Source organism: Cognatundibacterium crateris (assembly GCF_010078235.1).
GTDB classification, from domain to species: domain Bacteria; phylum Pseudomonadota; class Gammaproteobacteria; order Burkholderiales; family Burkholderiaceae_D; genus Undibacterium; species Undibacterium crateris.
Genome location: NZ_JAABOS010000001.1, coordinates 378,725 through 405,634, shown reverse-complemented (window position 1 = coordinate 405,634; position 26,910 = coordinate 378,725). Strand labels below are relative to the sequence as shown.

Below are 26,910 nucleotides of genomic sequence, written 5' to 3'. Positions count from 1 at the left end.
ATGCCATGGGCGCGTTTTTTTGTCAGAAGCCGCCTGAAAGCGGGAGTTGAGATCAGCTCAACTCTTCCAGACGTAACTTAGTGACAGCACCGAACACAGTTTGCAACTGCTCGATTTTCTCTATCGCAGCGACGATATTTTTTTCTTTCGTCTGATGCGTGAGGATGATGATATCGGTACGTGTTTCACCATCGCCCGGTTCTTTTTGCAGCATCGCATCAATAGAGATCGTCAGATCAGCCAGTATGCGTGTTACGTCTGCCAATACACCAGGACGATCTTCCACATGCATACGCAGGTAGTAGCTGGTCACGATTTCTGACATAGGCAGAATAGGCAGGTTGCTCAGCGCGTCGGGCTGGAAAGCCAGATGCGGCACACGGTGTTCCGGATCAGCCGTCGCCAGGCGCGTGATGTCGACCAGGTCAGCGATCACAGCTGAGGCGGTTGGTTCAGAGCCTGCGCCTTTACCGTAATACAGTGTCGCGCCGACTGCATCACCTTGTACCAGCACCGCATTCATCGCGCCTTCTACGTTGGCGATCAGGCGTTTTTCCGGGATCAGGGTAGGATGAACGCGCAATTCTATGCCATCCGGTGTGCGCTTGGTAATACCCAGCAGCTTGATGCGATAGCCTAACTCTTCAGCATAGCGAATATCGCTGGCTTCCAGTTTGGTGATGCCTTCCACATGGGCCTTATCGAACTGCATCGGTATGCCGTAGGCGATCGAGGCCATGATGGTGGCCTTATGCGCCGCATCTACGCCTTCGATATCGAAAGTCGGATCCGCTTCGGCATAACCCAAGGCCTGCGCTTGCTTGAGCACAGTCGCGAAGTCCAGACCTTTATCACGCATCTCAGACAAAATGAAATTGGTGGTGCCATTGATGATGCCAGCTATCCATTCGATGCGGTTAGCGGTCAGGCCTTCGCGCAGGGCCTTGATGATAGGGATACCACCGGCGACTGCGGCTTCAAACGCCACCATCACGCCTTTTTCTTGCGCTGCTTTAAAAATTTCATTGCCGTGAGTAGCGAGCAAGGCTTTGTTAGCAGTCACCACATGCTTGCCATTCGCGATCGCTTTTAACACCAGGTCTTTAGCAATGCCATAGCCGCCTATCAGCTCGATCACGATATCGATATCAGGATGCGTGACCACCAGATTACCGTCATTCACCACTTCACAACTGTCGCCAGCCAGCTCACGTGCCCGTTCAGTGTTCAGGTCTGCAATCATGGTAATTTCAATCGAACGGCCAGCGCGACGCATAATTTCCTGCTGATTGCGCTTTAAGACATTGAATGTGCCGGAACCAACGGTTCCTATACCTAACAGACCAACTTTGATGGGTTTCATATGAGCTCTGACTAAAAAAAATTAATAAGTACCGTGACGTTTTCGGTAGGATTCAAGGAAAAGAGAAATTCTGCCGAACGCCTCAGTTAAATCATCCGTATTTGGCAGGAACACAACCCGGAAATGATCCGGCTTGATCCAGTTAAAACCTGTGCCCTGCACTAACAACACGCGCTGCTCAGTCAGCAATTCGTGTATGAATTCCTGGTCATCCTTGATTGGGTAAATCTCGGGGTCCAGTTTCGGAAACATATACAAGGCTGCTTTCGGTTTTACACAGCTTACGCCGGGTATTTCCGTCAGCAGTTTATGGGCGAGATCGCGCTGCTTGAGCAAACGACCTCCGGGGCCCACCAGATCATCGATACTCTGGTAGCCACCTAATGCAGTCTGGATCGCAAACTGGCCGGGCGCATTGGCGCACAAGCGCATGGAAGCCAGCATATTCAAACCTTCGATGTAGTCCTTAGCATGACGCTTTTCACCGGACACCACCATCCAGCCAGCACGATAACCGCAGGAGCGGTAATTCTTAGACAGGCCGTTCAGGGTCAGGAATAACACATCATCCGCCAGCGAAGCGATCGAGGTATGCACTTCGCCGTCATACAAGGTCTTATCGTAAATCTCGTCAGCAAACACGATCAGCTGATGTTCACGTGCGACGTCGACGATTTGCTGCAGCACCTCTACCGGATACAGCGCACCGGTAGGATTATTGGGGTTGATGACGACGATAGCTTTGGTATTCGGTGTAATTTTTTTCTTGATGTCGTCGATATCCGGCATCCAGTCTGCACTTTCATCACAGACATAGTGCACAGGCTTACCGCCCGACAGACTGACAGCTGCCGTCCACAATGGATAATCGGGTGCAGGCACCAGCACTTCATCGCCACTATTGAGTAAGGCATTCATGCCCATCACGATCAGTTCAGACGCGCCATTACCGATATACACGTCTTCTATCGTCACGCCATGAATATGCTTTTGCTGGGTATAGTGCATGATTGCTTTACGTGGCGCAAACATGCCCTTGGAATCCGTGTAGCCCGCGGCGCCGTGCATGTTCCGTATCATGTCCTGCACGATTTCATCTGGCGGATCAAAGTTAAAAACAGCCAGGTTGCCGATGTTGAGCTTAATGATCTTATGCCCTTCATCCTCCATTTGTTTGGCTTTTTCCAGAACTGGTCCGCGTATGTCGTAACAGACATCTGCTAATTTTTGTGATTTTTGAATAGGACGCACTCAGAATTCCTTTTAACTTTCAGTTGACTATCTTCATCAGAGACTCAACACGAGATTCAATACGAGTATTGCGTGCAAGCTTAGCTGCCCCACCAAGATGACACCACGACGCAAACACTGTCTGTGGACACAAGGATCAAGCGAATTTGCTGCACTGCCGAACGATGCATTTTGCCCAAGGTAAGCACTTAAATCAATTCGTTTTCTGCATTTAGATAAACTTAAATTGCATTTTCACCGAATTTAATTCCAAATCCATATAAGCTTATGTCGTTTTACCCTAGGAAATCGTTTGCTTCTCCTGTTAACGCCCACCATGCCTGTTTGTAATAAGTCTGTGCATCAGGAAAGCGGAAACGATTCGTATGATGAATGCCGCTTTCGTTGGGCTGAAAAAAAGTTACAATGCCGCACTTTCCGGAACAACCGGTCAACTAAGCCTGGAATACCGCAACACTATGAAGCTGCACACAACGCCTACACAACAGTACCAGACCATTACCGGGTACGAAACGGACAGTGTTGAAATTAACGCTATCGTCTATCAACACAGCCTGATCGTGCTGCCGGAAATTAAACCTGTCGATTGGCCGGTCAAACGCTTTGCAGAGTTAACCGAGGCTAGTTTTGAACAGGTATTGGCGCATCAGCCGGATGTGGTCATCCTCGGCACAGGTGCGAAACAGCAGTTTGTCCATCCGCGTCTGATCCAGGCGCTTACCGCTAAACGTATCGGTGTCGAGAGTATGGATAGTCAGGCTGCCTGCCGCACCTATAATATTTTGATGGCAGAAGGCCGCAAAGTGGCACTGGCGCTGATTATGGAGCAGGCATGAGTCAGACAACGCTTAAGTCACTGCACAAATCACCATTGGAATCACCGCGTACGCTGTGGGCCTTAGCCATCGGCTTTCTGATCATCTGGTTCTATATGCTGGGCGCACGTACCTTAGTGCCTACCGATGAAGGACGCTACGCCGAAATGGGGCGTGAGATGCTGGCCAGCGGAGACTGGATCACATTACGCCTGAACGGCATTAAATATTTCGAAAAACCACCACTGCAAAACTGGATGAATGCGATCAGCTTTGCACTGTTTGGCCTGGGTGACTGGCAGGCGCGCCTGTGGACCGGCTTATGCGGGCTGATCGGCGTGGCTGCGGTCTGGCTCACGGGCAAACGCGTGTATTCACCGAGGGTTGGTGTGATAGCCGCGCTGGTGCTGGGCTCCAGCTTTTACTGGGCTGGCATGGGGCATGTGAATTCGCTGGACATGGGTTTATCGGGCATGATGGCGCTGACGATGTGCGGCCTGCTGCTGGGACAACGTGATGGCGTCAGCGCTACTGAACAAAGAAACGCGATGCTGATTTGCTGGGCTGGTATGGCATTGGCAACTATGTCCAAGGGCCTGATAGGTTTTGTGTTGCCGGGCACGGTACTGATTCTGTACACACTGATTACCCGTGACTGGCGCTTGTGGACGCGACTGCATTTTGGCAAAGGACTGCTGCTGTTTTTTGCCATCACTGCGCCCTGGTTCATCCTGATCGCGCTGAAAAATCCTGAGCATCCGCACTTTTTCTTCATCCACGAGCACTTTGACCGCTTCACCAGCGGCGTGCATAAACGTGGCGGTGCCTGGCATTACTTTTTCCCTCTGCTGGCATTGGGCATCATTCCTTGGCTGGGCGCACTGATACAAGGCTTGCTGAGCGGGATGAAAAAAGCGCCAACACGCTTTCAACCTTCGCTGATGCTGTTGATCTGGGCAGTGTTCTTCTTTTTCTTTTTCAGTATTTCAGGCTCCAAACTGCCGGGCTATATCCTGCCTATCTTCCCTGCCCTCGCCATCCTGATTGCGGTGCAACTGGAGCAGAGCGGTAGCCGCAGCCTGCAACTGGCGGCAATCTTAATGGTGCTGCTAGGATTGGCCGGATTGCTGGGCGTAGGCAAAGCGATCGACATCAGTAAGGATAAACCCGCAATCGAGCAGGCTTTAAGTGCTGCATATGCCAACTGGCTGTATGTCGTCGCTGCACTGGCCTTGCTGGGCGGCGCTGTGAGCTGGCTGCTGGCACGCAAGCCTGGCAACGGCAAAGACTGGGCCATTATCGTGCTGGCGACGTCCGGCTATCTGCTCGGTCAGATCGCTTTCCTTGGTCACGAGCCTTGGGGTCGCTATATCGCTGGCAGCGCGCATATCCCTGCGATACAAAAAGAATTAGTCAGCACCACGACCCCGATTTATGCGGTCGGTCGCTATGAACAAGCCTTGCCGTTCTATTTGCAACGCACAGTAATTTTGGTTGAATTCCCGGACGAGATGCAATTCGGCTTACAACAGCAGCCTGAATTGTGGATACCAAAGCGCGAAGATTTTGTCGCAAAATGGCAGGCCCATCAGCAAGCGGGCGAACCTGCAGTCGCCATCATGCGTGATGATGTTTATGACGACCTGAAAAAAGCAGGTGTCGCAATGCGCGTCATTGCTCAGGATCCAAAACGTATTATCGTCGCAGTTCCGGCTGCGAAATAAGACTCAATATCGACCAAACTAAATAATGAATATCCAAACTTTCGGCTTCATCCTGACCGGCATTATGCTCAATGCGGTCGCTCAACTGTTACTGAAAAAAGGCACCAATGCAGTGGGGGCCATCCATCTGAATGCGGAAAACTGGTTGTCTACCGGCCTGCAACTGGCGACCCAGTTACCGATCATAGGCGGCCTGAGTTGCTACGTTATTTCCGTGGTGGTGTGGATTATCGGCTTGTCCCGCGTCGATGTGACTATCGCCTACCCTTTACTGTCCATAGGCTATATCGTCAATGCCATCGGTGCCTGGTATTTTCTGGGTGAAGTGATGTCATTGCAGCGTATGCTGGCCATCGGCATCATCATCATTGGTGTGGCACTGCTGGTGAAAAGCTGATTCCAGGAAGCGCCAAGAAAAATACTACCCATCAAACAATAAAAAATTCCTGCGCCTGCGCAGACCTGAAAGGAAAATCATGAGTAATGAACTGGCTTTTCTGCCTTTTACCAAACCGACTATCGACGAAGATATGATCGCCGCCGTGGCCGATGTGATGCGCTCAGGCTGGCTGACCAGCGGTCCTAAAGTACAGGAACTGGAAGCTAAGCTGTCTGAATTTTTCGGTGGCCGTCCGGTCCGTACCTTTAATTCAGGTACCTGCACCATGGAAATCGCCTTGCGTATCGCAGGCATCGGTCCGGGCGACGAAGTCATTACGACGCCGAATTCCTGGGTAGCGACCGCGAATGTGATTATCGAAGTCGGCGCAACGCCAGTATTCGCGGACATCGATCCGAAAACCCATAATATCGACCTCAATAAGCTGGAAGCGGCCATCACCCCCAGAACCAAAGCGGTGATTCCTGTACATATGTGCGGTCTGCCTTGTGATATGGATCACTTGTATGCGCTGGCTGAGAAATACAAGCTGCGCGTAATTGAAGATGCTGCGCAGGCGATAGGCTCGACCTGGAAAGGCAAGCGTATCGGTTCTTTCGGCGACTTTGCTTCTTTCAGTTTCCAGGTCAATAAAAACATCATGACCGGCGAAGGTGGCTGCCTGGTTCTTAACAATGCAGAAGAAGCCAGACTGGCAGAAAAATACCGTCTGCAAGGCGTATCACGTCAAGGCCTGGATGGCATCGATGTCGATGTCCTGGGTGGTAAATACAATATGACTGATATGGCGGCAGCGATCGGCCTGGGACAATTAAAACGCCTGGAAGAATTCAATGGCAAGCGCAAGGCGCTGGCGCAGCATTATTTCGACACTTTCGGTGCTGACTTTGAAGCCCTGAGCGGTGCCGAGTTACCGGTGGCCGACTTTGAAAACTCTAACTGGCATATGTTCCATGTGGTGTTGCCGGAAACCGTGAATCGTAGCGACTTCATGCAGAAAATGCTGGATGTGAAAATCGGTCTGGGTTACCACTACCGCGCCATCCATTTATTCACACTCTACCGTGAACGCGGTTTCAAAGAAGGCATGTTCCCTATCGCTGAACGGGTTGGCAAACAGATCGTGACGCTGCCTTTATTCCCGGCGATGACAAATGCAGATGTCGAAAGAGTGGTGTCTGCGGTAAAATCCTGCCTTCTTTGAATTTGCCCTAAGTTACAACCACGATGAAACCTGAACTTTCCGTTGTTATTCCCGTTTATAACGAAGAAGCTGGCCTCGCCCACCTGTTCGCCCGCCTGTATCCGGCACTGGATCAACTGGCGACACGTGGCGTGAGCTATGAGATCATCTTTGTCAATGATGGCAGCCGTGATAATACTGCTCTGATCCTGGCGGATCAGTTTCGCGCCCGTCCTGATGTGACGCGGGTCGTGCTGTTCAACGGAAATTATGGTCAGCACATGGCGATCCTGGCTGGCTTTGAAGCCACCCGTGGCGACATCGTGGTCACACTCGATGCGGACCTGCAGAATCCACCGGAAGAAATCGGCGCCCTGGTCGATAAAATGCGCGAAGGTTATGACTATGTCGGTTCTATCCGCCGCAAGCGTCAGGACTCCGCCTGGCGCACCTATGCATCAAAGGCGATGAACCGTCTGCGTGAAAAAATCACCCGCATCAAAATTACTGATCAGGGCAATATGCTGCGCGCCTATGGCCGCAATGTGATCGACCTGATCAATCAGTGCAGCGAGGTGAATACCTTTGTGCCTGCACTTGCGTACACCTTTGCACGCAAACCGACAGAAATCACGGTTGAACATGAAGAGCGGTCCGCCGGTGAATCGAAGTATTCGCTGTACAGTCTGATACGGCTTAATTTTGATCTCATGACCGGCTTCTCTATCATGCCTTTGCAATGGTTCTCTATGCTGGGAATGATGCTGTCGCTGTTATCCGGTGGACTGGTCAGTTTATTGCTGATACGCCGCTTTGTATTCGGCGCTGAAGCTGAAGGTCTGTTCACGTTATTTGCAATCGCTTTTTTCCTGATGGGCGTAATCCTGTTCGGCATCGGTTTGCTCGGTGAATACGTAGGCCGGATTTATCAGCAAGTCAGAGGTCGTCCACGTTATGTGGTGCAGACTATTCTGCAAGATAACGTGCTGAATGAAAAAGAAGGAAACTGAATTGACTAATCCAAACGCAAAAGCCGTTGTCTTTGCTTATCATAACGTCGGTGTACGCAGCATTAAGACCCTGCTCGCTAAAGGCATAGACATCGCTTTGGTGGTCACCCATGAAGATAATCCGGCTGAAACCATTTGGTTTGAATCGGTCGCAGCGCTGTGTGCAGAGCATGGCATTCCCAGCATCACGCCAGCAGACCCCAAGTCTGAAGCCTTGTATGCGCAAGTCGCGGCCATCGCACCCGACTTTATCTTCAGCTTTTACTACCGTCACATGCTGCCGGTGAATTTGCTGGCACTCGCAAAACGCGGTGCGTATAACCTGCATGGTTCGCTGCTGCCTAAGTATCGTGGACGCGTCCCGGTTAACTGGGCGGTATTGCATGGCGAAACGGAGACCGGCGCTACTCTGCATGAAATGGCGGCCAAGCCAGATGCGGGTGCGATCATCGCGCAAGTTGCTGTGCCTATTTTGCCCGACGATACCGCTTACGAAGTATTCGGTAAGCTGACAGTCGCCGCCGAACAGACTTTATGGCAGGCCTTACCTGGATTGTTGAGCGGTCAGAGCCAAACGCTGCCTAATCTTTTGGAACAAGGCAGTTATTTTGGTGGTCGCAAACCGGAAGATGGTCGTATAGACTGGTCCCAGACCGCACAGCAGGTCTACAATCTGCATCGCGCTGTCGCTCCGCCCTACCCTGGTGCCTTTTTTGATCAGAACGGACATCGTTTCGTGATTGGAAAGGCAAGATTAACTGACCAGGAAGTCGGAAATTTGGCGATTGGCTTACATGTGTTAGATAATATGATATTTGGCGTGTGCGGCGATGGCCGTGCAGTGAAAATATTAGAATTGCTGAATGGACCACGTGCCGTTACAGCGCAAGAATTGCGTGACATGCTGGCTTCTTGAGTCACTGACTGGTTAAATCAGTCTGGCCCCTGAAACAGCAACATAAAAAACATAGCAATCATCCTTTTTAAAGAAGAAACCATTATGAAAAAAGTCCTCATTCTCGGTGTGAACGGTTTTATCGGTCACCATCTGTCCAAGCGCATCCTCGAAACGACAGACTGGGAAGTCTACGGCATGGATATGCAGACCGAACGTCTGGGCGACTTGATCAATCACCCGCGTATGCACTTTTTTGAAGGTGACATCACCATCAATAAAGAATGGGTTGAATATCACGTTAAAAAATGCGACGTCATTTTGCCTTTGGTCGCAATCGCAACCCCTTCCACTTACGTCAAACAGCCTTTGCGCGTGTTTGAACTGGACTTTGAAGCCAACCTGCCTATCGTACGTTCTGCAGCTAAATACGGTAAGCATCTGGTATTCCCATCCACTTCCGAAGTGTATGGCATGTGCCACGATGAAGAATTTGACCCGGAAGAATCTGAACTGATCTGCGGCCCGATCAACAAACCACGCTGGATTTACTCTTGCGCCAAACAGCTGATGGATCGCGTGATCTGGGGCTATGGCATGGAAGGCCTGAACTTCACCCTGTTCCGTCCTTTCAACTGGATCGGCGCCGGCCTGGATAACATCCATACACCAAAAGAAGGCAGCTCACGCGTAGTGACGCAATTCTTTGGTCATATCGTACGCGGCGAGAATATCTCCCTGGTCGATGGCGGCGCGCAAAAACGTGCGTTCACTTACATCGACGACGGTATTGATGCGCTGATGCGTATCATCGCCAATAAAGACGGTGTTGCCAGCGGTAAGATCTATAACATCGGCAATCCGACTAACAACTATTCTATCCGCGAACTGGCGCACATGATGCTGGATCTGGCTGCTGAATATCCTGAATACGCTGAAACCGCGAAAAAAGTACAGCTGACCGAAACCACTTCGGCTGCTTACTACGGTAAAGGCTATCAGGACGTGCAAAACCGCGTGCCGAAAATCACCAACACCTGTGAAGAGCTGGGCTGGAAGCCAGTGACAACCATGCAGGACACCATGCGTAACATTTTTGACGCATACCGTTCCCAGGTTGCGGAAGCCCGCGCATTGATGGACTGATGCAGCAACGCATGCCAAATATCGTACTCAAAATTGATGTAGACACCTATCGCGGCACTAAAGAAGGCGTACCGAATCTGGTACGTCTGCTGAGCCAGCATCAGGCCGGCGCCACGTTCCTGTTCTCACTGGGTAAAGACCATACCGGCTGGGCCTTAAGGCGCGCTTTCCGGCCTGGTTTTTTCCAAAAAGTGTCGCGCACTTCCGTGCTCGAACATTACGGCATCAAGACCCTGATGTATGGGGTCTTTTTACCAGCACCCGATATCGGTGCCTGTGTCACTGAAATGCGCGCAGTTCAACAGGCAGGTTTTGAGTGCGGCATCCACACTTGGGATCATGTGGTGTGGCAGGATAATGTCAGAACCAAAGACCGTGCCTGGACCGAGCGTCAGCTGGATGCGGCGCATGCACGTTTCAGCTCCGTTTTTGGCACTGTGCCACGTACACATGGTGCGGCAGGCTGGCAAATGAATCCGCATGCATTCGATAAACTCGATGCATTCGGTATGCAGTATGCCTCCGATGGCAGAGCAATGCTCAATGAGGATGGTAGCCTGACTGACCCGAACGCTGGCCCTTACCGGCTACAAGTGAATGGCAAGCTGCAGCAATGCATACAGATGCCGACTACTTTGCCTACGCTGGATGAATTGCTGGGTCGTGAAATTAATGGTCAGGAAATCACGACTTCAACTATCGCCGCATTTATTCTGGATTTGTGCCGCGATCAACGCGACCATGTATTTACTTTGCATGCCGAGCTTGAAGGGCAGAAACTTGCCCCCATATTCGAGCAATTGCTAACTGGCTGGAAGCAGCTGGGATACCGTTGCATATCGATGGCGGATTACTATACCGCTCTGAACGCAGACGCACTACCAATTAAGCCCTTAACTTGGGCAAGCTTACCAGGACGTTCCGGAGATCTGGTCGCTGTCATCTGAGGTGGCAGCAACAGTCTCCCTTCAATTACTCAGGAGATGACAGTGGCTGACACCCCCTCTGCACTAAATTGCCAGGTTCCCCACTTTAGCGCCGCCATGACAGGTCAGAAGCCCTTTGACCTGAATGACTACAGTGGAAAAACCCTGGTGCTGTATTTTTACCCGAAAGACAATACCCCGGGCTGCACCACGGAGAGCATCGCTTTCCGTGATCTGCATGCCGAATTTGAAGCGCAGAACGCAGTTGTATTCGGCATCAGCCGTGACAGCCTGCGTTCACACGAAGGCTTCAAAAACAAACTCGCCTTACCGTTCGAATTGATCTCCGATCCTGACGAAGCACTGTGTACCATGTTTAATGTGATGAAGCTCAAAAACATGTATGGCAAACAGGTGCGTGGTGTCGAACGCAGCACATTTGTGATTGACGCAACAGGTAAGTTGGTGAAAGAATGGAGAGGCGTGAAAGTTGCAGGTCACGTCGATGAAGTACTTAAATTTGTGAGTGCCCCTAATTAATTGAACTCCTTCGCTTTCTCATCTATTCAAGCCACAACGGCTAAGCCCCTGAAGCAACAGGAGCTTGCCGCTGTGGCTTTGATTTTTTCTGCTCTCACTTTTTGATTGAGGTTTTCATGCCATTGCCCAAAATGCCGACAAAACCAGCTGCCCTGCTCTCGCCTAAGGACTATCCGACCGCAGAGAAGGCGATAACAGGCAAAACAGCAAAAGTCGCTGTCGAGAAGGAAAAACCCGTATTTAAAACTGAAGCTGTTGCTAAAAAGCCAGCCGCGAAACCAGCGGCCGCAGCTAAACCAGTTGCTAACCCGACACCGTCTGCGGTAGCGGCAGCACCTGCGCAGAACGCGCGTGAAGCGACCCAACAGGTGGCTGCGGTCAAAGCAAAAAATCCGCAAAACAAGGCGAAATCCGGCATCAGCCGCGCGGCCGATAAATCCGGTATCAGCAAAATGTTCGTGCTCGATACCAATGTGCTCATGCATGACCCAACTTGCCTGTTCCGCTTTGAGGAACATGATGTCTACCTGCCTATGATCACGCTGGAAGAGCTGGACGATCATAAAAAAGGCATGTCTGAAGTCGCGCGCAATGCACGACAGGTTTCACGTACTTTAGATGGCCTGGTGGCAGACATTAGCCATGACGCAATCGAGCGCGGTATCCCGCTGTCTAAGCTCGGCAATAAGGATGCAGGTGGCCACCTCTACTTCCAGACCAAATTACAGAATATCGATTTGCCACGCGGCCTGCCACAAGGCAAAGCGGATAATCAGATACTGGGTGTCGTGCAGGCACTGGAAAAAGAATTCCCTGGACGCCCTATCGTACTGGTGTCCAAAGACATCAACATGCGCATTAAAGCGCGTGCCATGGGCTTACCCGCTGAAGATTACTTCAACGATCATGTACTGGAAGACTCAGATCTGCTGTACACAGGCATCGTGCAGTTACCTGACGATTTCTGGAATAAACATGGCAAAGGCATAGAAACCTGGCAGGAAAATAAAAACGGTATCAGCACCACCTTCTACCGCATTACCGGCCCTGTGATTCCCAGCCTGCTGGTCAATCAGTTTGTCTATCTGGAACCCAAGAATGGTGAAGCCTCTTTCTATGGTCAGGTCAGACAGATCAATGGCAAAACCGCAGTCTTGCAAACCCTGCGTGATTATGGACATGTGAAACATAGCGTATGGGGTGTCACCTCTCGCAACCGTGAACAGAATTTCGCACTGAATCTGCTGATGGATCCGGAATGCGATTTCGTTACCCTGCTGGGTCAGGCTGGTACCGGCAAAACCTTACTGGCACTGGCTTCTGGCCTGGCGCAGGTATTGGAAACCAAGACCTATAACGAGATCATCGTGACCCGTGTGACGGTACCGGTAGGTGAAGATATCGGCTTCTTGCCTGGTACGGAAGAAGAGAAAATGTCACCTTGGATGGGCGCATTTGACGACAATCTGGAAGTATTGAATAAATCCGATAACGATGCCGGCGACTGGGGTCGCGCTGCGACTCAGGATCTGATCCGCTCCAAGATTAAGATCAAATCGCTTAACTTCATGCGTGGCCGTACTTTCGTCAATAAGTTCCTGATTATTGATGAAGCCCAGAATCTGACGCCGAAACAGGTTAAGACGCTGGTCACCCGTGCCGGCCCTGGCACTAAAATCGTCTGCCTCGGCAATATCGCGCAGATCGATACACCTTACCTGACCGAAGGTTCCAGCGGTTTGACGTATGTCGTAGATCGTTTCAAAGGCTGGGCACATAGCGGTCATGTCACGCTGGCCCGGGGGGAACGCTCCAGGCTGGCCGATCATGCCAGTGAAATACTCTGAGCGATTTCCACTCTGTTTAAAAAGCACCGTACGCGGTGCTTTTTTTATGCCCTGCAGAAAATTTTCAGATGCACTATACTATTGCCTAGGCAATGAATTTACTTGAGGAAATATGCACGAAACCCCCACTCCTTTGCAGTTCGACGTAACCCAGATCGAAGATAGCATAGGCTATTTACTGGCACGTTCACGCACCATGGTTTCGCGCTCTATCGACGAAGCCTTAAATCAGCTGGGCGTCACCCATGCTCAGGGTAGCGTGTTCATGATGCTGCATATGCAGAAATGCTCAACTGCGGCCGAGCTGGCACGCGACCTGTTCATCGACTCGGCTGCCATGAAGCGCACGCTGGATAAAATGGCTGAAAAAGGCTGGATAGCGCGGGTTGCAGATCTATCCGACAAGCGCCTGTTCCGGCTGGAGCTGACTGAGGCAGGCAAACAACTTGCAGTGCAACTGCCACCGGTCTACCGCGCCGTGATGGATGTGGCGCTGACTGGCTTCACGCAGGAAGAGCTGGGCTTTCTGAAATGCCTGCTACGCAAATTACTCGCTAACCGAGACAAACTTGATACCTACCAAATTAATTGCTCAGGCAATTAATAATCCACACATCATTAATTCTATGAAGCAAACTTTCAAAATCAGTCCGGCCAGACTCAGTCTGATCGCGACCAGCCTGAGCGCAGCGCTGCTGTTATCCGCTTGCGCTGATTTCTCAGGTATTAAAGAGCAGGCGACAGAACTCAAAGTCACCCAGTCAGGTAAGGCTGACTCTGTGCGCTGGCCGGATGCCAGCTGGAGTGAGGAATTGGGCGGCGCTCAGCTGAGCCAGTTGATACAAACTGCACTCAAGGATAATCCAGGCGTACAGCTTGCTGCCACACGTATAGCGAATGCCAGGGCTTTACAGGATCAGTTAGCCGCAGACCGTCAGATTAGTCTGACCGGCAACGCCGAAAGTACCTATCAGCGTTTCACTAAGAATGGCATGGTGCCGCCACCTTTAGCTGGCAGTTCTGAGTCGAACAACCAGATGACGGTAAATCTGAGTTATGAACTCGACTTCTGGGGCAAACATCAGGCCCAGTCGCGTGTAGGTCTGTCCACCGAACAGGCGGCCAGAGCTGAAACCGAGAGTGCCAAATTGCTGCTCTCCAATGCGATCGCAAGGCAATGGGTGCAATTGCAAAAGCAAGCAGCCCAACTCACACTCACTGAGCAGCAGCTGAAACTCAGAAAAGACTGGGATAGCCTGAGTCAGCAACGTCTGAAAGCCGGTTTGGATAACCGCTCTGAGTCACAACAAAATCTGGTTTCGGTCGCCAACCTGCAAGCGGAAGCGCTTAACTGGCGTGAAGCCATCGCGCAGACCAAGCTGCAACTGGCGCTGCTGGCAGGACAAACACCGGAATATGCCGCCAGCATTGCAACACCTGCTGCGCTCCACAAAGCGGATTTTCATTTACCTTCCGAATTGCCACTTGATCTGATTAGCAGTAAGCCTGAAATCATCGCGGCAAAATGGCGCATAGAGGCAATGCGGGGCGAAGTGGAACTCGCGAAAAATCGTTTTTATCCGAATATCAATCTGGTCGGCTTTACAGGTTTATCCAGTCTGGGTCTGGATAAATTACTCAAGTCCGACAGCGCCATCATAGGCGCAGGCCCGGCCATCCATCTGCCGCTGTTCGAAGGTGGCAGGCTGCGCGCGCAGTTAACGGGCAAAGTGGCAGATACTGACAGCGCAGTTTTACAGTACAACCAGGCCGTGCTGAATGCACTCAAGGACGCAGCGGAACAGTTGCAGACTCTGCAAAGTACCGCACTGCAAATCACTCAACAGGAACAGGCGCAGCAGGCTGCACAACAAGTGCTGACTATAAACCGCCAGCGTTTTGAGATCGGCACCAGCAACCGTCTGCCAGTAATCAGTGCCGAATTAGCGCTCATCAGCCAGCAAAAAAACATGGCTGAACTCAGTGCCCGCCAGCTTGATGCACGTGTGAACCTGATCAAAGCACTTGGTGGTACTTACCCGGCAACCCAGCAGTAAATTCAGCCAGACTCAAACGAATAATTCAAGTAATCGCTGTTAGCACAAGCCAACGGCCAAATTAAACTTTAATTCAGAACCTCATGAACACCACAAATAAAGACGCAGCAAACACACAGAATGCGACTATCGCACCAGAAGCTGCACCGGCCAAACGTAAAACCCGGCTCATCATCATCAGCCTCATCCTGCTGATCGCCGCTGCAGCTTACGGCTATTACTGGCTGACCGTGCTGAAGAATTTTGAACATACCGAAGATGCCTATGCGGCGGGTAATCTGGTGCAGCTGACTTCGCAGGTCGCCGGTACCGTGGTTGCGATCCATGCTGATGACACCGATCTGGTGGACGCTGGCAAAACCCTGATTGCACTCGATAATACTGATGCGAAAGTCGGCAGCACTCAGGCTGCAGCTCAACTGGCGCAAACTGTCAGAGAAGTTCGCCTGACCTTTGCCAATAACAACAGCCTGCAAGCAATGGCAGATATGCGTAATGTGGAACTGGAACGTGCCAAATCGGACTTAGCACGTCGCATGGCAGCAGGTAACAGCGGCGCGGTTTCTTTGGAAGAAATCGAACACGCACGCAATGCAGTCAAACAAAGCGAAGCAGCATTGAACACTGCCAAAGAGCAGCTTGCTTCCAATAAAGTATTGACCGAAAACACCAGCATAGAACAGCATCCTAACGTGCTGCGGGCCGCCGCGCGTCTGAAAGAAACGATGATTGCTGAAAGCCGCACCAGCTTGCCAGCGCCGATTTCCGGTTATGTCGCCAAGCGTGCGGTGCAGATCGGCCAACGCGTCGCAGCCGGCAGTCCTTTACTGTCCATCGTCCCGCTGAACAGTCTGTGGGTGGATGCCAATTTCAAAGAAGTACAACTGGCTAAAATGCGCATCGGTCAGGACGTGATCCTGCATTCTGATGTGTATGGCAGCGACGTGGAATTTCACGGCAAGGTCATGGGTGTATCGGCAGGCACAGGTTCCGCCTTCGCTTTATTGCCAGCACAAAATGCGACCGGCAACTGGATCAAAGTGGTACAACGTATCCCAGTGAGAATTTCTCTGGACCCGAAAGAACTGGCCGCCCATCCTTTGCGCGTAGGCGTCTCTATGCAGGTCAAGGTCGATATCTCACAACAACAAGGACAGGCATTGAATGCCGCTCCGGCTGCACGCAGCATTCCGGCATTCCAGACCCGCGTCTTTGAACAAAGCGCACAGGATGCCGATCGCCGCATCGCCGACATCATCCAGGCCAATCTGCCATCTCATAGCGCGAAGGCGAAGTAATGAGCGCAGCTGCCCGTATTCCGCATCCGCCTTTGCAAGGTAGTCAGCTGGCCATGGGCACGCTGGCACTGTCACTGGCGGTGTTTATGAATGTGCTGGACTCATCGATTGCGAATGTCTCGATTCCAGCCATTTCCGGTAACCTCGGCGTCTCGCCGCAACAGGGTACCTGGGTCATTACCTCATTCGCGGTGGCGAATGCGATTTCGGTACCGCTGACAGGCTGGCTGACCATGCAGTTCGGTCAGGTCAGGCTGTTTATGGCATCCATCCTGTTGTTCGTACTGTCATCCTGGCTATGTGGCATGGCACCGAATATAGAAACACTGATTGCCGCGCGTATCTTGCAAGGCGCAGTCGCAGGCCCCATGATCCCCTTATCCCAGGCACTGCTGCTGGGTAGTTATCCGCCTGCAAAAAGCTCAATGGCGCTAGCGCTATGGGGCATGACGACGCTGGTAGCACCGATTATGGGTCCCTTGCTGGGGGGCTGGATTTCAGACAATTATTCCTGGCCCTGGATTTTTTATATCAATATTCCGGTCGGACTCTTTACCGCCTGGGCCACCTGGTCCATCTATGCCAAACGGGAATCCGTCACGCGCGCTATTCCGATAGATAAAATCGGTCTGGCACTGCTGGTGATCTGGGTTGGTGCCCTGCAGCTGATGCTGGATAAAGGAAAGGAACTGGACTGGTTTAATTCCGGCGAGATTATTTTGCTGACCGTGACTGCTGTCGTTGGTCTGATCTATTTCATTGTTTGGGAAAACGGTCAGGATCATCCTGTGGTCGATCTCTCGCTGTTCAAAGGCAGAAATTTCTCCGCCGGCGTACTTGCGATTTCAGTTGGCTATGGCCTGTTCTTTGGCAGCCTGGTGATCATGCCTTTGTGGTTGCAGACTCAGCTGGGCTATACCGCGACCGAAGCCGGTAAAGTGATGGCGCCGGTTGGTGTGTTTGCGATTATCTTGTCACCCATCATAGGCAAGATCCTGCCTAAGGTGGATGCACGCCGCATCGCCTCGCTTGCCTTCCTCGGTTTTGCGCTGGTGTTCTTTATGCGTGCACGCTTCAATACCGAGGTCGATACCGTGAGCTTGCTAATCCCTACCCTGATACAAGGTGCGGCTATGTCTATGTTCTTTATTCCGCTGACCTCTATCATTTTGTCAGGTCAGGCGCCGGAAAAAATTCCAGCGGCATCGGGGCTGTCCAATTTTGTCAGGATTATGTGCGGCGGCATGGGAGCTTCCATCATGACCACCATGTGGGATGACCGCAGCACCCTGCACCATGCCAGACTGACCGAGGCCACCGGCTATGCCTCACCTGCATTTGTGCAAAATATGCAAACCATGCAGCAAGCGGGATTGCCGGATCAGGCTGCTTATGCAGTGCTAGACCGTAGCATCAGCGTGCAAGCAAGCACCATGGCTGCCACCGATATATTTTATATGGCAGCGATGATTTTTCTGGTGTTGATCGGTTTTGTCTGGCTCACCAGACCGAAAAAATCTTCGGCGCCGGTCGATGCGGGCGGTGCGCACTAGCCCCCAGCTCATTTATCTCATAATGTTCCGGATAGAGCCGTACGGGAGCTGACACTCCCTGTATTGCTCTATTCCGCATGCAGATGTCCCTGGCTTTACAGATGTTCAAACCAGTCTGAATACTGATCTGTACTTTTCATTTTGGCTTTTTTGAACGGAATCAGAACGGATAAATCGGTTTCAGATTTTCTGATCACCGGATTCCCCTCCGCACTGCGCACATACTCAGTCAGCATACTGCCTTCGAAAGTAAGCGGAACTGAAATCTCCAGCAAGCGCTGATAGATAGCGCCATTGATTGCATCAACCCATAATCTGACCTTGGACTGTGCCTGGCTGGTCTCAAACACCACCACGCTCTTACCATTCAAGGTTTGTCCATCGCTGCGTTTGACTTTCGCTTTTGCTGAAAACACCTCTGGCTCAGCTTCAGTTGCAAACATTTGTGCCATATCGAATAGCGGAGGTTTAGCACCGGCAGGCAAGGCCGGTTCGATATTCAGCAATTTATAGACAGGCGCCCCTTTATCCCATTTTTCATATTGCTTCTTTATTTGTATCGTTTTTGATTCCTCACCTGATTTGGTGATCACCAATGTTTGCTCAACATTTTTCGGTACCCATTTCTTGATCAGATTATTTTGTGCAATGACCTTCATCCAGAGCGGATCAGCGTCTTCCGCCTTTGCATGAAGTGTAAACAAAGAAAAGAGGGATAAAACAAAGATAAAGCTGCTGCGTTTCATGAGTTGTCTCCATTGATTTGAGGCAATAACCATACTCAAAAAAAGCTGCGTCATTCAGAACAAAGCAGCGGGACTCCTTCCATAACACCGATGGTGGCGCAGATTAATCCCTGATATGCCGGTCATTAATGAAAGTGTAAGCTGCGTAGATAAGCCATAGATAACATCAGCGGCTTGGCGCCTTCATTTGCGCGCCACGCACTTCAAACACAATCTGGTCCTGCAGATGGCCTTCTGCATCGAGCAGGCTCAACATATGTCGCCCCGGGAAGGGGAACCAGTCGTAGCTCAGTTCTTTTTTCGGATTCAGGCTGGCAGTCAGCTTTTTACCATCCAATACCAGCATGCCACGCTCACTATAAGCGGCGATGCGTATGCGCTGGCGTTCGAGCGGGATATCGGGGTCCAGTGCGGCGATCATGCCTGCTTTGGGATACAGGATGTGTGGCTGTATCTGGTTTGATGTACCTAACTGTATCTGGCTTTGCGCAGTGCCCGCTAAAAACCATTCGCTGCGCTCTGCTTCCAGCGCATTGTCATAGCGTATCGTTTGTCTGACCAGGCCATTGGGTGGCGCAATGGCGCGCTGTGGGCGTGAGCGGTGCAGATAATGCATGACGTCCTGCCACACGGGTGCCGCACCGGTCACACCGGACACATCCCACATCGGTGCGCCGGATGCATTGCCGACCCAGACGCCGACCGTATAGCGGTCAGAATAGCCGATACACCAGTTGTCACGCATATCCTTGGAGGTACCGGTTTTGACTGCGGTCCAGATCCGGGTAGACAGTGCATTCTCCAGTCCAAAAGTCACAGCGCGTGCGGCCCGGTCGCTCAGGATATCGCTGACGATGTAGCTGGCACCAGCCTGCATCACTTGTTTAGCCGCAGTCCCCTGCTCAGCGACTGACCATTTGACCGGTGTATAGCTGCCTTGATTAGCCAGCGTACGATAGGCATTGGTCAGCTGTAGCAGGCTGATGTCGGCACTGCCCAATGCCAGGCTATAGCCATAGTAATTTCCGGATTCACGCAAATCCATGCCCAGCGCACGCAAACGCTGGAAAAAAGCTTCCGGCTGCAGCGATACCAGTAAGCGCACTGCCGGTATATTCAGTGAAGAGGCCAATGCAGTACGCGCACTGACCAGGCCCTTGAAATGCTTATCGTAATTCTGCGGGATGTACAGCCCATTGCTGGTACTCAGATTGACTGGCGTATCATCCAGCACCGAGGCGGCCGTAATCAAACGGTTTTCTATCGCCATTTCAAATAAAAATGGCTTCAGCGTTGATCCTGCCTGCCGCAAAGCCTGCACCCCATCGACCTGACTGGCATCCGATAACTGGCCACTGGAGCCAACCCAGGCCAGGATTTCTCCGGTCGCATTATCGAGCACCAGCACCGCGCCATCCTCGACATTGCGCTCGACCAGCGCTGACAAATGTCGGACCAGGCTGTCCCGTGCATAAACCTGTAAAGGACGCGACAAACTGGAGTGGAATTCGCGCTGCTGCAGACTTAAGACCTTACGCGCAAAATGTGGCGCCAGATTGGCGACAGCCGTTTCGTTGCTGAAGTTACCTGCTACCGCAAGCCCACGACTCAGCTGAGCAAATGCGAGCCTGATCTGGCCTTCAAGATTACTGCATAAGCCTGGCTGTTTTTGTTCACGCAAAATCAGACAGGCACGCTCAGTGACTTTGGCTTCAGTTGCATTCGGTCCGCGCAGTAAGGCTACGGCGATTGCGGCTTCGATATAGTCGAGTCCGCTGGGATGCTTCTGAAACATGACTTGAGACAGCGCATGAATACCAACCAGTTCGCCGCGAAATGGCACCAGATTCAGATAAGCTTCCAGTATCTGATCTTTTTTCCAGTTACGTTCCAGTGTTTGCGCGACCCAGGCCTGATTCACTTTCTGTGCCAGACTACGGCTGCCAGCTTTGCGGCGTAAATCCTGCTCCAGTAAGCCAGCTAATTGCATGGTAATGGTGGATGCACCCCGGGTGCGGGTATTCCACAGATTCCCCCAGGCCGATGCAGCAACAGCGCTCCAGTCTACGCCCGAGTGCGCATAAAAGCGCTTATCTTCCGAGGCGATCAGCGCATTTCTGACGGCGGGAGAGATATCCTCCAGCCGGACCCAGGCCAGCTTGCGTTCCTGCATATCGACCCGCAGACGCTGTAAAACCTGGCCATTTCTATCGTATAGCGTTGCATCTGAAGACAAAGAGGCCGCTTTGAAGCGCGCAAAATCGCTGAGCTCGTTGCCATATGCCGGATTGACGGCATATGGCAGCAGACTAGATAGATGACTACAGATACAGACAAGCGCCGCTTGCCGCCATAACGCAAATCTCACGTCTTATTTCACCTGTATTGCAGCGTTAGGTGATTCACCAAACATCTCAGGCGCATACATCGCCTCTACCCGCGTCGGTGGCAGCTTAAACTGGCCTGCATTATTCAGACGTATGGTGTAAGACTTCACAAATTTGCCTTTCGGAACAAACTGGTAATACGCACGATAGGCCTCAAAACTACGCTCTTCATAAGCCAGCCAGGCACCACCCTGCTCATTACTATCGTCTTTGGCAGCGATGGCAGAATCACGACCTAAGCCTGAGCCCAGCACGCTGGCTCCCGCTGGTACCGGATCAGTCAAGGCCACCCAGGTCATATCGGTCTGCGCATCGATTTCCAGCGTAATGCGGAATACATCACCGCGCTGCATCAGCTTGCTGTCTTTTTGCTCTAACGGCGTGATGGTTTTTTTGATGCGATAGCCACTGGAGAATGCCGTCTTTAAAGGTACTGCAGCCAGACTTTGCAGCACTATCCAAGGCTTGCCTTTGCCTTCGTGGCTCAGACTCAGCTTGTCATCCGCAGCAGCTTTAGCTGGCCAAGGCAGATTCAGCTTGCCACCGCCACTGACTGGCCAGTTAAAGCTTTGTGGCGGAACCGGAGTCGCTGTGGCAGTTTGCAACAGCATGGCTTTGGATGTACCAGCCACTTTTTCTGTTTCAAACTGACGTGCGAATTTTTCCAGTGCCAGCAAGCCCCAGACATTGGCATTCGTGGTCATCCAGACGCCATTGTGTTGACGCTGTATGCTGCCGTTGACTAATTTAGGCAAGTCGTCTTTCCAGGCTGGATTGTCTATCATCGTCAGTAGCAGGCGATTGGCGTTGACGTCGGTATTACTCATCAGCCACCACCAGTAATCGTCTTTTTCTGTCGAAAAGCCCAGGCGTGTTCCCTGGTAATTCAGGCGGCTGCGCAGAATCTGATCTGCCTCTTTCAAGGCTGCATCACGATTCGGGATCGCTGCAGTACGTTTCAGGATCGCATACCAATCGAGAATGGCGCTGGTCGTCCACAGATTTGGGGTGATCTGTATGGAACCCAGCATACGCGGCTGTACCATGCCATAGCGTGACAGGGCTTCCAGTGCTGCCAGCTTGCGGGTTTCCAGATCTTTGCGTGGCGACCAGAAATCACGCGTGATTTTGCCTTCCACGAACGCAGACAAAGCGGCCAGCATTTTTTGTCTTGCGCTGTCCGGCAGATTCAGACCTGCTTCGTGGGTAACAGAAATCAGATAGCTGGTCAGGGTATCGCTACCCAGCCGCGCAGCACTGTCTGAGGGTGGATAGTAGTAAGCAAGCCCATCAGCATCCAGATAAGCTGGCAAATCGTTCACGATCTTCTGCCACATCGCATTGTCGTGCAGACCGATCGCTTTCGAGGTTTTTTGTTCCAGACAGCTGTATGGATAGCTTTCAAAATAACGTTTCAAGCCTTCACCGCTATTGAGCAAACTCGGCAACAGATGTAATTGCAAGCCACCGCGGCCAGGCAGACTGTCGGCAGGCTGTGCAACCGGCAAACTCATGCTGCGATCCAGTTGCAGCATCGTCGCCTGCTGCACCGTCACTGGTGTAGCTGGCAGCAATTTCTGGCTCCATTTGATCGCATCCGCCACTGCAGCCTGTCCTTGTGGTGGCGCCGTTTCTTTCGCGGACAACTCCCATTGCAATTGCTGACTGAGCACATCTGCCGTCAGCTCTGGTGCCTGCACGGTCCAGCTCAGCTCACGCGATTCACCGGCGGCCAGTTTGATTTTCTGATCCGGCAGCGCATTGGCGTTCAGGATTTTCCCTTGTACCAGCACCTCCATCGCACGTGTACTGGAGTTACGGACTGTGACCATCGCCTGATAACTGTCGCCTTCCCTGACCACGGGCGGCAAACCAGGAATGATTTGCAAATCCTGTGTTGCCTTGATCGAGGTAGTACCGGTTCCGAACTGCGAGGCACCTGACTGGGCGACCGCGACGATACGGAAGCTGGTCAAGGCATCATTCAGCGGCACCTCAATGCTGGCCTGGCCATTGGCATCCAGCAGCAGATCCGGCTTCCATAACAATAGCGTGTCGAGTAATTCGCGGGTCGGCGCCTTGCCGCCGCCACCACCTGCAGCGACCGCTTTGCGGCCATAATGGCGCTTACCGATGACCTGCATTTGTGCGGTTGCGGTTTCTATGCCATAGCTGCGTCTTTGTATCATGGCGCTCAAGACATTCCAGCTTTCGTTAGGCTGTAGCTCCAGCAAAGCCTCGTCTACAGCAGCAATGGCGACCTCAGCACCTGCGGCTGGCCGTCCATCCGGCAAGGTGACTGAGACCTTCACCTTAGACACGGCACGGATAGGATATTGCTGTTTATCGGCGCTGACATTGACTTTTAACTGATTGCCTTCGGTCCCGACCTGGATTTCAGCGACGCCGAATTTATAGGCAGGTTTAGCCAGATCGACGGTTGCAGTCGGTGCCTGATATTCACGGAATTCATGCCACCAGTTGATCGGTTCTTTCCAGCCCCAGCTGAAAAAGGAATACCAGGGCACTTCACGCATGCGGCCACGTACTGCCAGCACAGACACAAACACATTCGGGCCATACTCTGCTTTGATCGGCACCGAAATACTGGGATCACTGCCACGCAATTCTGCGATGATGGTTTCGATCACGCCTTCACGTTCTATCGCAACCAGTGCGGTCGCACTGCGGAAAGGCATACGCACCTGGAATTTAGCGACTTCACCGGCCTTATAGTGTTTTTTCTCAGGCAGCACATCCATTCTGTCCTGATTTTCGCCGTCGAACCAGACTTCGCCTTTACCTGTCGCCCAGATCGAGCTTTTGGCTGAGGCGACTTTGCCGCTGGCGTCTTTAGCCTTGGCCAGTAACTCAACATTGCCCGACTCCTTGAGCTCAATTTCACACAGCAGCAAGCCACGCTGATCCGATTTACCTGAACATAGCTGACCTAAGTCTTTAGATGACTCAGCATTTTCATAGGCGTAAAAGCCACCGACTATGCGTTTTCTGTGCGAGTTATTCAGACGCAATGTGCCATTGACTTGCAAAGGCACATCCGCCAAAGGTTTGCCAGCGGTATCCAGCGCGACCAGAATAAAGCGGGTTTTATTTTTGGCAGATACCCAGTCTTCACTCTTAATACCGACTACCACTCCAGCTGGCCATAAAGCAGTCACATTGGAAATGGTCTGTACCTCACCGTTAGGGTCGGCGTAAGTCATTTCGGTCAATAACTCCTGCGGCTGGGTAATCGCAGGCAAGCTGCCTATCACGGTTTTACCGCTGCCGTTTTTATCCAGCGTGACGGCCAGTTTATTAGCGACGATTTTTTGGCTATCTTCTTCCGTCTCAACATTATTGAAAGTGAATTGTTCGTAGCCTGAAAATTGTAGGAATTTATTTCTGAGCAGACTGGTCACTTGCACCGGTAAAGCAGCGCCGCCGCCATTGATGTAATTCAGCTGCAAACCGAGTGGTAATTCTTTCGGGCTGATGTGTGGTCCTTTAGGCGGTATCAGCTTGCCCTGCATCAGTGGCAAACGGAATTCCTCGACCCGGAAGCTGCCCGAACTATAAGTGCGGCTGCCATACATGGGTGCATTTTCACCGCCTTCATTCTCAGTCGTATTCGTTTTTGCTGTGCCATGATCGAGCAAAATATCGTATTGACCGAGCTTGGCCTGAGCAGGAATTGCAAAGCGGTTATCCGCCACGCCACCTTTGCGCCAGCTCAGCGGGAACTGAAACTCCTGACCACTACCCTGATGAATGATCCTGACACGCTTAGGTAAATCCGTATCGCTCGCAAACGCCATACCCTTCATGTTTTCAGCACGGAATACGTGTTTCATCGACACCGTCTCACCAGCGCGGAACAGGCTGCGATCGAGTATGGTGTGTGCCTTGAGCGTCGCTGCCGGGCTGAAGTCAGTCGGCAAATTAAAACGGAAGCTTTCTATGCCGTTGTTCCAGGACGATAAAGCAAATGCCATATCCATTCTGCCTTGCGCATCCTGCTTGCGCGCGCTGACAAAATAACCGTTAATTTTCGAGACCTTGCGTTTGCCAGCACGGCCGCTGCTTTCCTCGCAACGGGTATTCAAACCTGCTGGCAGCATAGCGATACCTTTGCTATCTGTTTTACCCTTCCACAGCAGTTCGCCGCTGCAGTCCGAGACCTGGATCGCCGCATCGGGAACAACTTTGCCGTTATCCAGCTGAGTGACCCAGACTGCGCCATTTTCACGGCCAGTCTTAATATGTACAGCAAGATTGGTGACTAAGGCGCTGGTACGCACATACATAGGTGCGGTTTTGCCCAGCAAAGCAGTACCCAGTTTCAGAGATTCCAGTTCCAGCACATAGAAGCCAGGATCTTTGAAAGGAATGCCTACCACTTCAAACGGGCGTTCGCTCTTTTTCTCGACCGAAGGTAAATTCAGTTTTACTGCCTTAGCTTCGTTTTTGAGCAAGGACAGGCTGCGGGTTTCGACCGCTTCCTTGTTAATGTAGATACTGGTTTCGTGATAATTATTTAATTTCGCGATCCACTCGATGATGGATGCATCTTCGGCCAGTTTTAAATTCGCGAGCTTGACCGGTGGCTGTTTGCCATCGGCTGACTTCAACAAAAGTTCGTTTTCGACATTGCGCAGCGTGACGGCCAGCGTCGCATCCGCATTCAATTCCACGATACCAAAAGGCGCGGCAGGAAATTTTGCCAGCGGCGGGAAATCGGCAGTCATGAATTTTTTCGGGAATTGCCCCGCATTCGCGAGTGCGCGTCCGCTTTCATCTTTGAGATCAGATGGCAGCTCTATGCTCAATTCCGTCTTTTCCGGGAAAGGACCGGTAAAACTCAGGCTTTGGATTTGTTGATTATCTTCGGCTTTAGGCAAGTCAGGCTTGACGCTGCCTTTCGCACTTTTCAGTACGATTTTCTCAGCCAGTTTGCGACTGATGCCTTCGCTGAAATACAACTGTATCGGCAAAATAGGCGTACACGCTGCGTTGGCGTTTTCGCGCTGGCAGGACATGCTGGCAGTAAAGTCTTTTCTGACTTTGAACCTGAATTCCTGTTTCGATGAGGTGACTATACCGCTGGTGGTCGCTATACCTTTGTCCCAGACCAGTTTCACATCTGCTTCAGCAGGGAATTTCTGCTGGCACTGCAGGGTCGTGACCGCCTCAGCTACGCTGCCTTTGGCGAAATTTTCAACTAACTTTTTACGAACATCACCACTGATCAGCTTGACCGGCACGCGTTCCTGTACACCGGAAATTTCACAATACATATTCTGTTTAATGCTAGCCTCAGTTGCAGCGCCAGTCTGGAACAGCATAAAGACCTGATCTTCTTCGATGCCGCTGCCCGTGTAAGGCAGTACGCGGCTAACGGAAGGGCCACCGGTATTGAATTGAAACTGGGTCTTGCCTGTTACCGCAGCACCAGACTTGAGTTTGAATCCTGGCTTGAGCTGAAAACTGCACTTACTGCCCGGACCCAGATCCTGATTAAAATCATAGATCCAGTTTTTTTCATCAGCCCAACGATCACTGCCTGCGGCACTGCACTGAATATCGAAAGGCTTATCCGCCTTAGGATCGCCAAAGGCGATTGCTGGTTCAGAAAATGTCGCTCTGACCTGCCGGACGCCAGCGATCTCACCCTGCGGCGAAAAGCTGGTAATACTGGCAGCAAGCCCGCTGGCACTCAGCAGACTGAGTGTAAGTCCGGTCAACAAAGTAGCGACATGTTTCTTCATT

19 protein-coding genes are annotated in these 26,910 nt (G+C 51.7%); 14 read left to right on the top strand and 5 right to left on the bottom strand.

The features are described 5' to 3' along the window. Nucleotides 1–52 precede the first annotated feature (52 nt). Both EYB48_RS01735 and EYB48_RS01730 read right to left on the bottom strand, forming a co-directional pair. Nucleotides 53–1,363 carry a homoserine dehydrogenase gene (locus tag EYB48_RS01735; RefSeq protein WP_162018546.1) on the bottom strand — a complete coding sequence of 437 codons (1,311 nt, stop codon included), beginning with the start codon at nt 1,361–1,363 and terminating at the stop codon, nt 53–55. A 21-nt stretch (nt 1,364–1,384) separates the two neighbouring features. Then, nucleotides 1,385–2,614: a pyridoxal phosphate-dependent aminotransferase gene (locus EYB48_RS01730; protein WP_162018545.1), complete on the bottom strand. Its 1,230-nt coding sequence runs from the start codon at nt 2,612–2,614 to the stop codon at nt 1,385–1,387. Nucleotides 2,615–3,072: 458 nt separating this feature from the next. Here EYB48_RS01730 and EYB48_RS01725 point away from each other — a divergent pair, with 458 nt between their 5' ends. The 14 genes from EYB48_RS01725 to EYB48_RS01660 all read left to right on the top strand — a co-directional run bounded on the left by EYB48_RS01725 (nt 3,073) and on the right by EYB48_RS01660 (nt 18,008). Beyond that, entirely contained in the window at nt 3,073–3,450 is a 378-nt protein-coding gene (locus EYB48_RS01725) for an Mth938-like domain-containing protein (protein WP_162018843.1), read from the top strand. Further along, nucleotides 3,447–5,153, top strand: a complete 1,707-nt coding sequence (locus EYB48_RS01720) for a glycosyltransferase family 39 protein (RefSeq protein ID WP_162018544.1) — start codon at nt 3,447–3,449, stop codon at nt 5,151–5,153. The genes EYB48_RS01725 and EYB48_RS01720 overlap by 4 nt, the downstream gene beginning before the upstream one ends. A 25-nt stretch (nt 5,154–5,178) precedes the next feature. Then, complete coding sequence (locus EYB48_RS01715) at nt 5,179–5,550, top strand: EamA family transporter (RefSeq protein WP_162018543.1); 372 nt, start codon at nt 5,179–5,181, stop codon at nt 5,548–5,550. 79 nt (nt 5,551–5,629) lie between these two features. After that, nucleotides 5,630–6,757 carry a DegT/DnrJ/EryC1/StrS family aminotransferase gene (locus EYB48_RS01710; protein ID WP_162018542.1) on the top strand — a complete coding sequence of 376 codons (1,128 nt, stop codon included), beginning with the start codon at nt 5,630–5,632 and terminating at the stop codon, nt 6,755–6,757. Between the two features lie 23 nt (nt 6,758–6,780). After that, nucleotides 6,781–7,746, top strand: coding sequence for a glycosyltransferase (locus tag EYB48_RS01705; RefSeq protein ID WP_162018541.1), 966 nt, complete (start codon nt 6,781–6,783; stop codon nt 7,744–7,746). 1 nt (nt 7,747) lies between these two features. Beyond that, nucleotides 7,748–8,662 (top strand): formyltransferase, encoded by a 915-nt coding sequence (locus tag EYB48_RS01700; RefSeq protein ID WP_235934839.1) that lies wholly within the window; start codon nt 7,748–7,750, stop codon nt 8,660–8,662. 84 nt (nt 8,663–8,746) lie between these two features. After that, nucleotides 8,747–9,787, top strand: coding sequence for a bifunctional UDP-4-keto-pentose/UDP-xylose synthase (locus EYB48_RS01695; protein WP_162018539.1), 1,041 nt, complete (start codon nt 8,747–8,749; stop codon nt 9,785–9,787). A gap of 11 nt (nt 9,788–9,798) precedes the next feature. Further along, the gene (locus EYB48_RS01690) at nt 9,799–10,734 is read left to right on the top strand and encodes a polysaccharide deacetylase family protein (RefSeq protein WP_162018538.1); all 936 of its coding nucleotides are present in this window, start codon (nt 9,799–9,801) and stop codon (nt 10,732–10,734) included. A gap of 36 nt (nt 10,735–10,770) precedes the next feature. Then, nucleotides 10,771–11,253, top strand: coding sequence for a peroxiredoxin (locus EYB48_RS01685; RefSeq protein ID WP_202927628.1), 483 nt, complete (start codon nt 10,771–10,773; stop codon nt 11,251–11,253). A gap of 116 nt (nt 11,254–11,369) precedes the next feature. Then, nucleotides 11,370–13,100, top strand: a complete 1,731-nt coding sequence (locus tag EYB48_RS01680) for a PhoH family protein (RefSeq protein ID WP_162018536.1) — start codon at nt 11,370–11,372, stop codon at nt 13,098–13,100. Nucleotides 13,101–13,212: 112 nt separating this feature from the next. Further along, nucleotides 13,213–13,704, top strand: a complete 492-nt coding sequence (locus tag EYB48_RS01675; protein ID WP_162018535.1) for a MarR family winged helix-turn-helix transcriptional regulator — start codon at nt 13,213–13,215, stop codon at nt 13,702–13,704. Nucleotides 13,705–13,726: 22 nt separating this feature from the next. Further along, on the top strand, nt 13,727–15,157 hold the full coding sequence (locus EYB48_RS01670; protein WP_162018534.1) for an efflux transporter outer membrane subunit: 1,431 nt from the start codon (nt 13,727–13,729) through the stop codon (nt 15,155–15,157). A gap of 83 nt (nt 15,158–15,240) precedes the next feature. After that, entirely contained in the window at nt 15,241–16,455 is a 1,215-nt protein-coding gene (locus EYB48_RS01665; RefSeq protein WP_162018533.1) for an HlyD family secretion protein, read from the top strand. Next, nucleotides 16,455–18,008 carry a DHA2 family efflux MFS transporter permease subunit gene (locus EYB48_RS01660; RefSeq protein WP_162018532.1) on the top strand — a complete coding sequence of 518 codons (1,554 nt, stop codon included), beginning with the start codon at nt 16,455–16,457 and terminating at the stop codon, nt 18,006–18,008. Before EYB48_RS01665 ends, EYB48_RS01660 begins: the two co-directional genes overlap by 1 nt. 95 nt (nt 18,009–18,103) lie before the next feature. Here the strand turns inward: EYB48_RS01660 and EYB48_RS01655 are convergent, their stop codons facing one another. The 3 genes from EYB48_RS01655 to EYB48_RS01645 all read right to left on the bottom strand — a co-directional run bounded on the left by EYB48_RS01655 (nt 18,104) and on the right by EYB48_RS01645 (nt 26,909). Beyond that, nucleotides 18,104–18,754 (bottom strand): hypothetical protein, encoded by a 651-nt coding sequence (locus tag EYB48_RS01655; protein WP_162018531.1) that lies wholly within the window; start codon nt 18,752–18,754, stop codon nt 18,104–18,106. Nucleotides 18,755–18,920: 166 nt separating this feature from the next. Continuing rightward, nucleotides 18,921–21,083: a penicillin-binding protein 1C gene (gene pbpC, locus EYB48_RS01650; protein ID WP_408058249.1), complete on the bottom strand. Its 2,163-nt coding sequence runs from the start codon at nt 21,081–21,083 to the stop codon at nt 18,921–18,923. Nucleotides 21,084–21,125: 42 nt separating this feature from the next. After that, nucleotides 21,126–26,909 carry an alpha-2-macroglobulin family protein gene (locus EYB48_RS01645; RefSeq protein ID WP_162018530.1) on the bottom strand — a complete coding sequence of 1,928 codons (5,784 nt, stop codon included), beginning with the start codon at nt 26,907–26,909 and terminating at the stop codon, nt 21,126–21,128. Between the last annotated feature and the right edge of the window lies 1 nt (nt 26,910).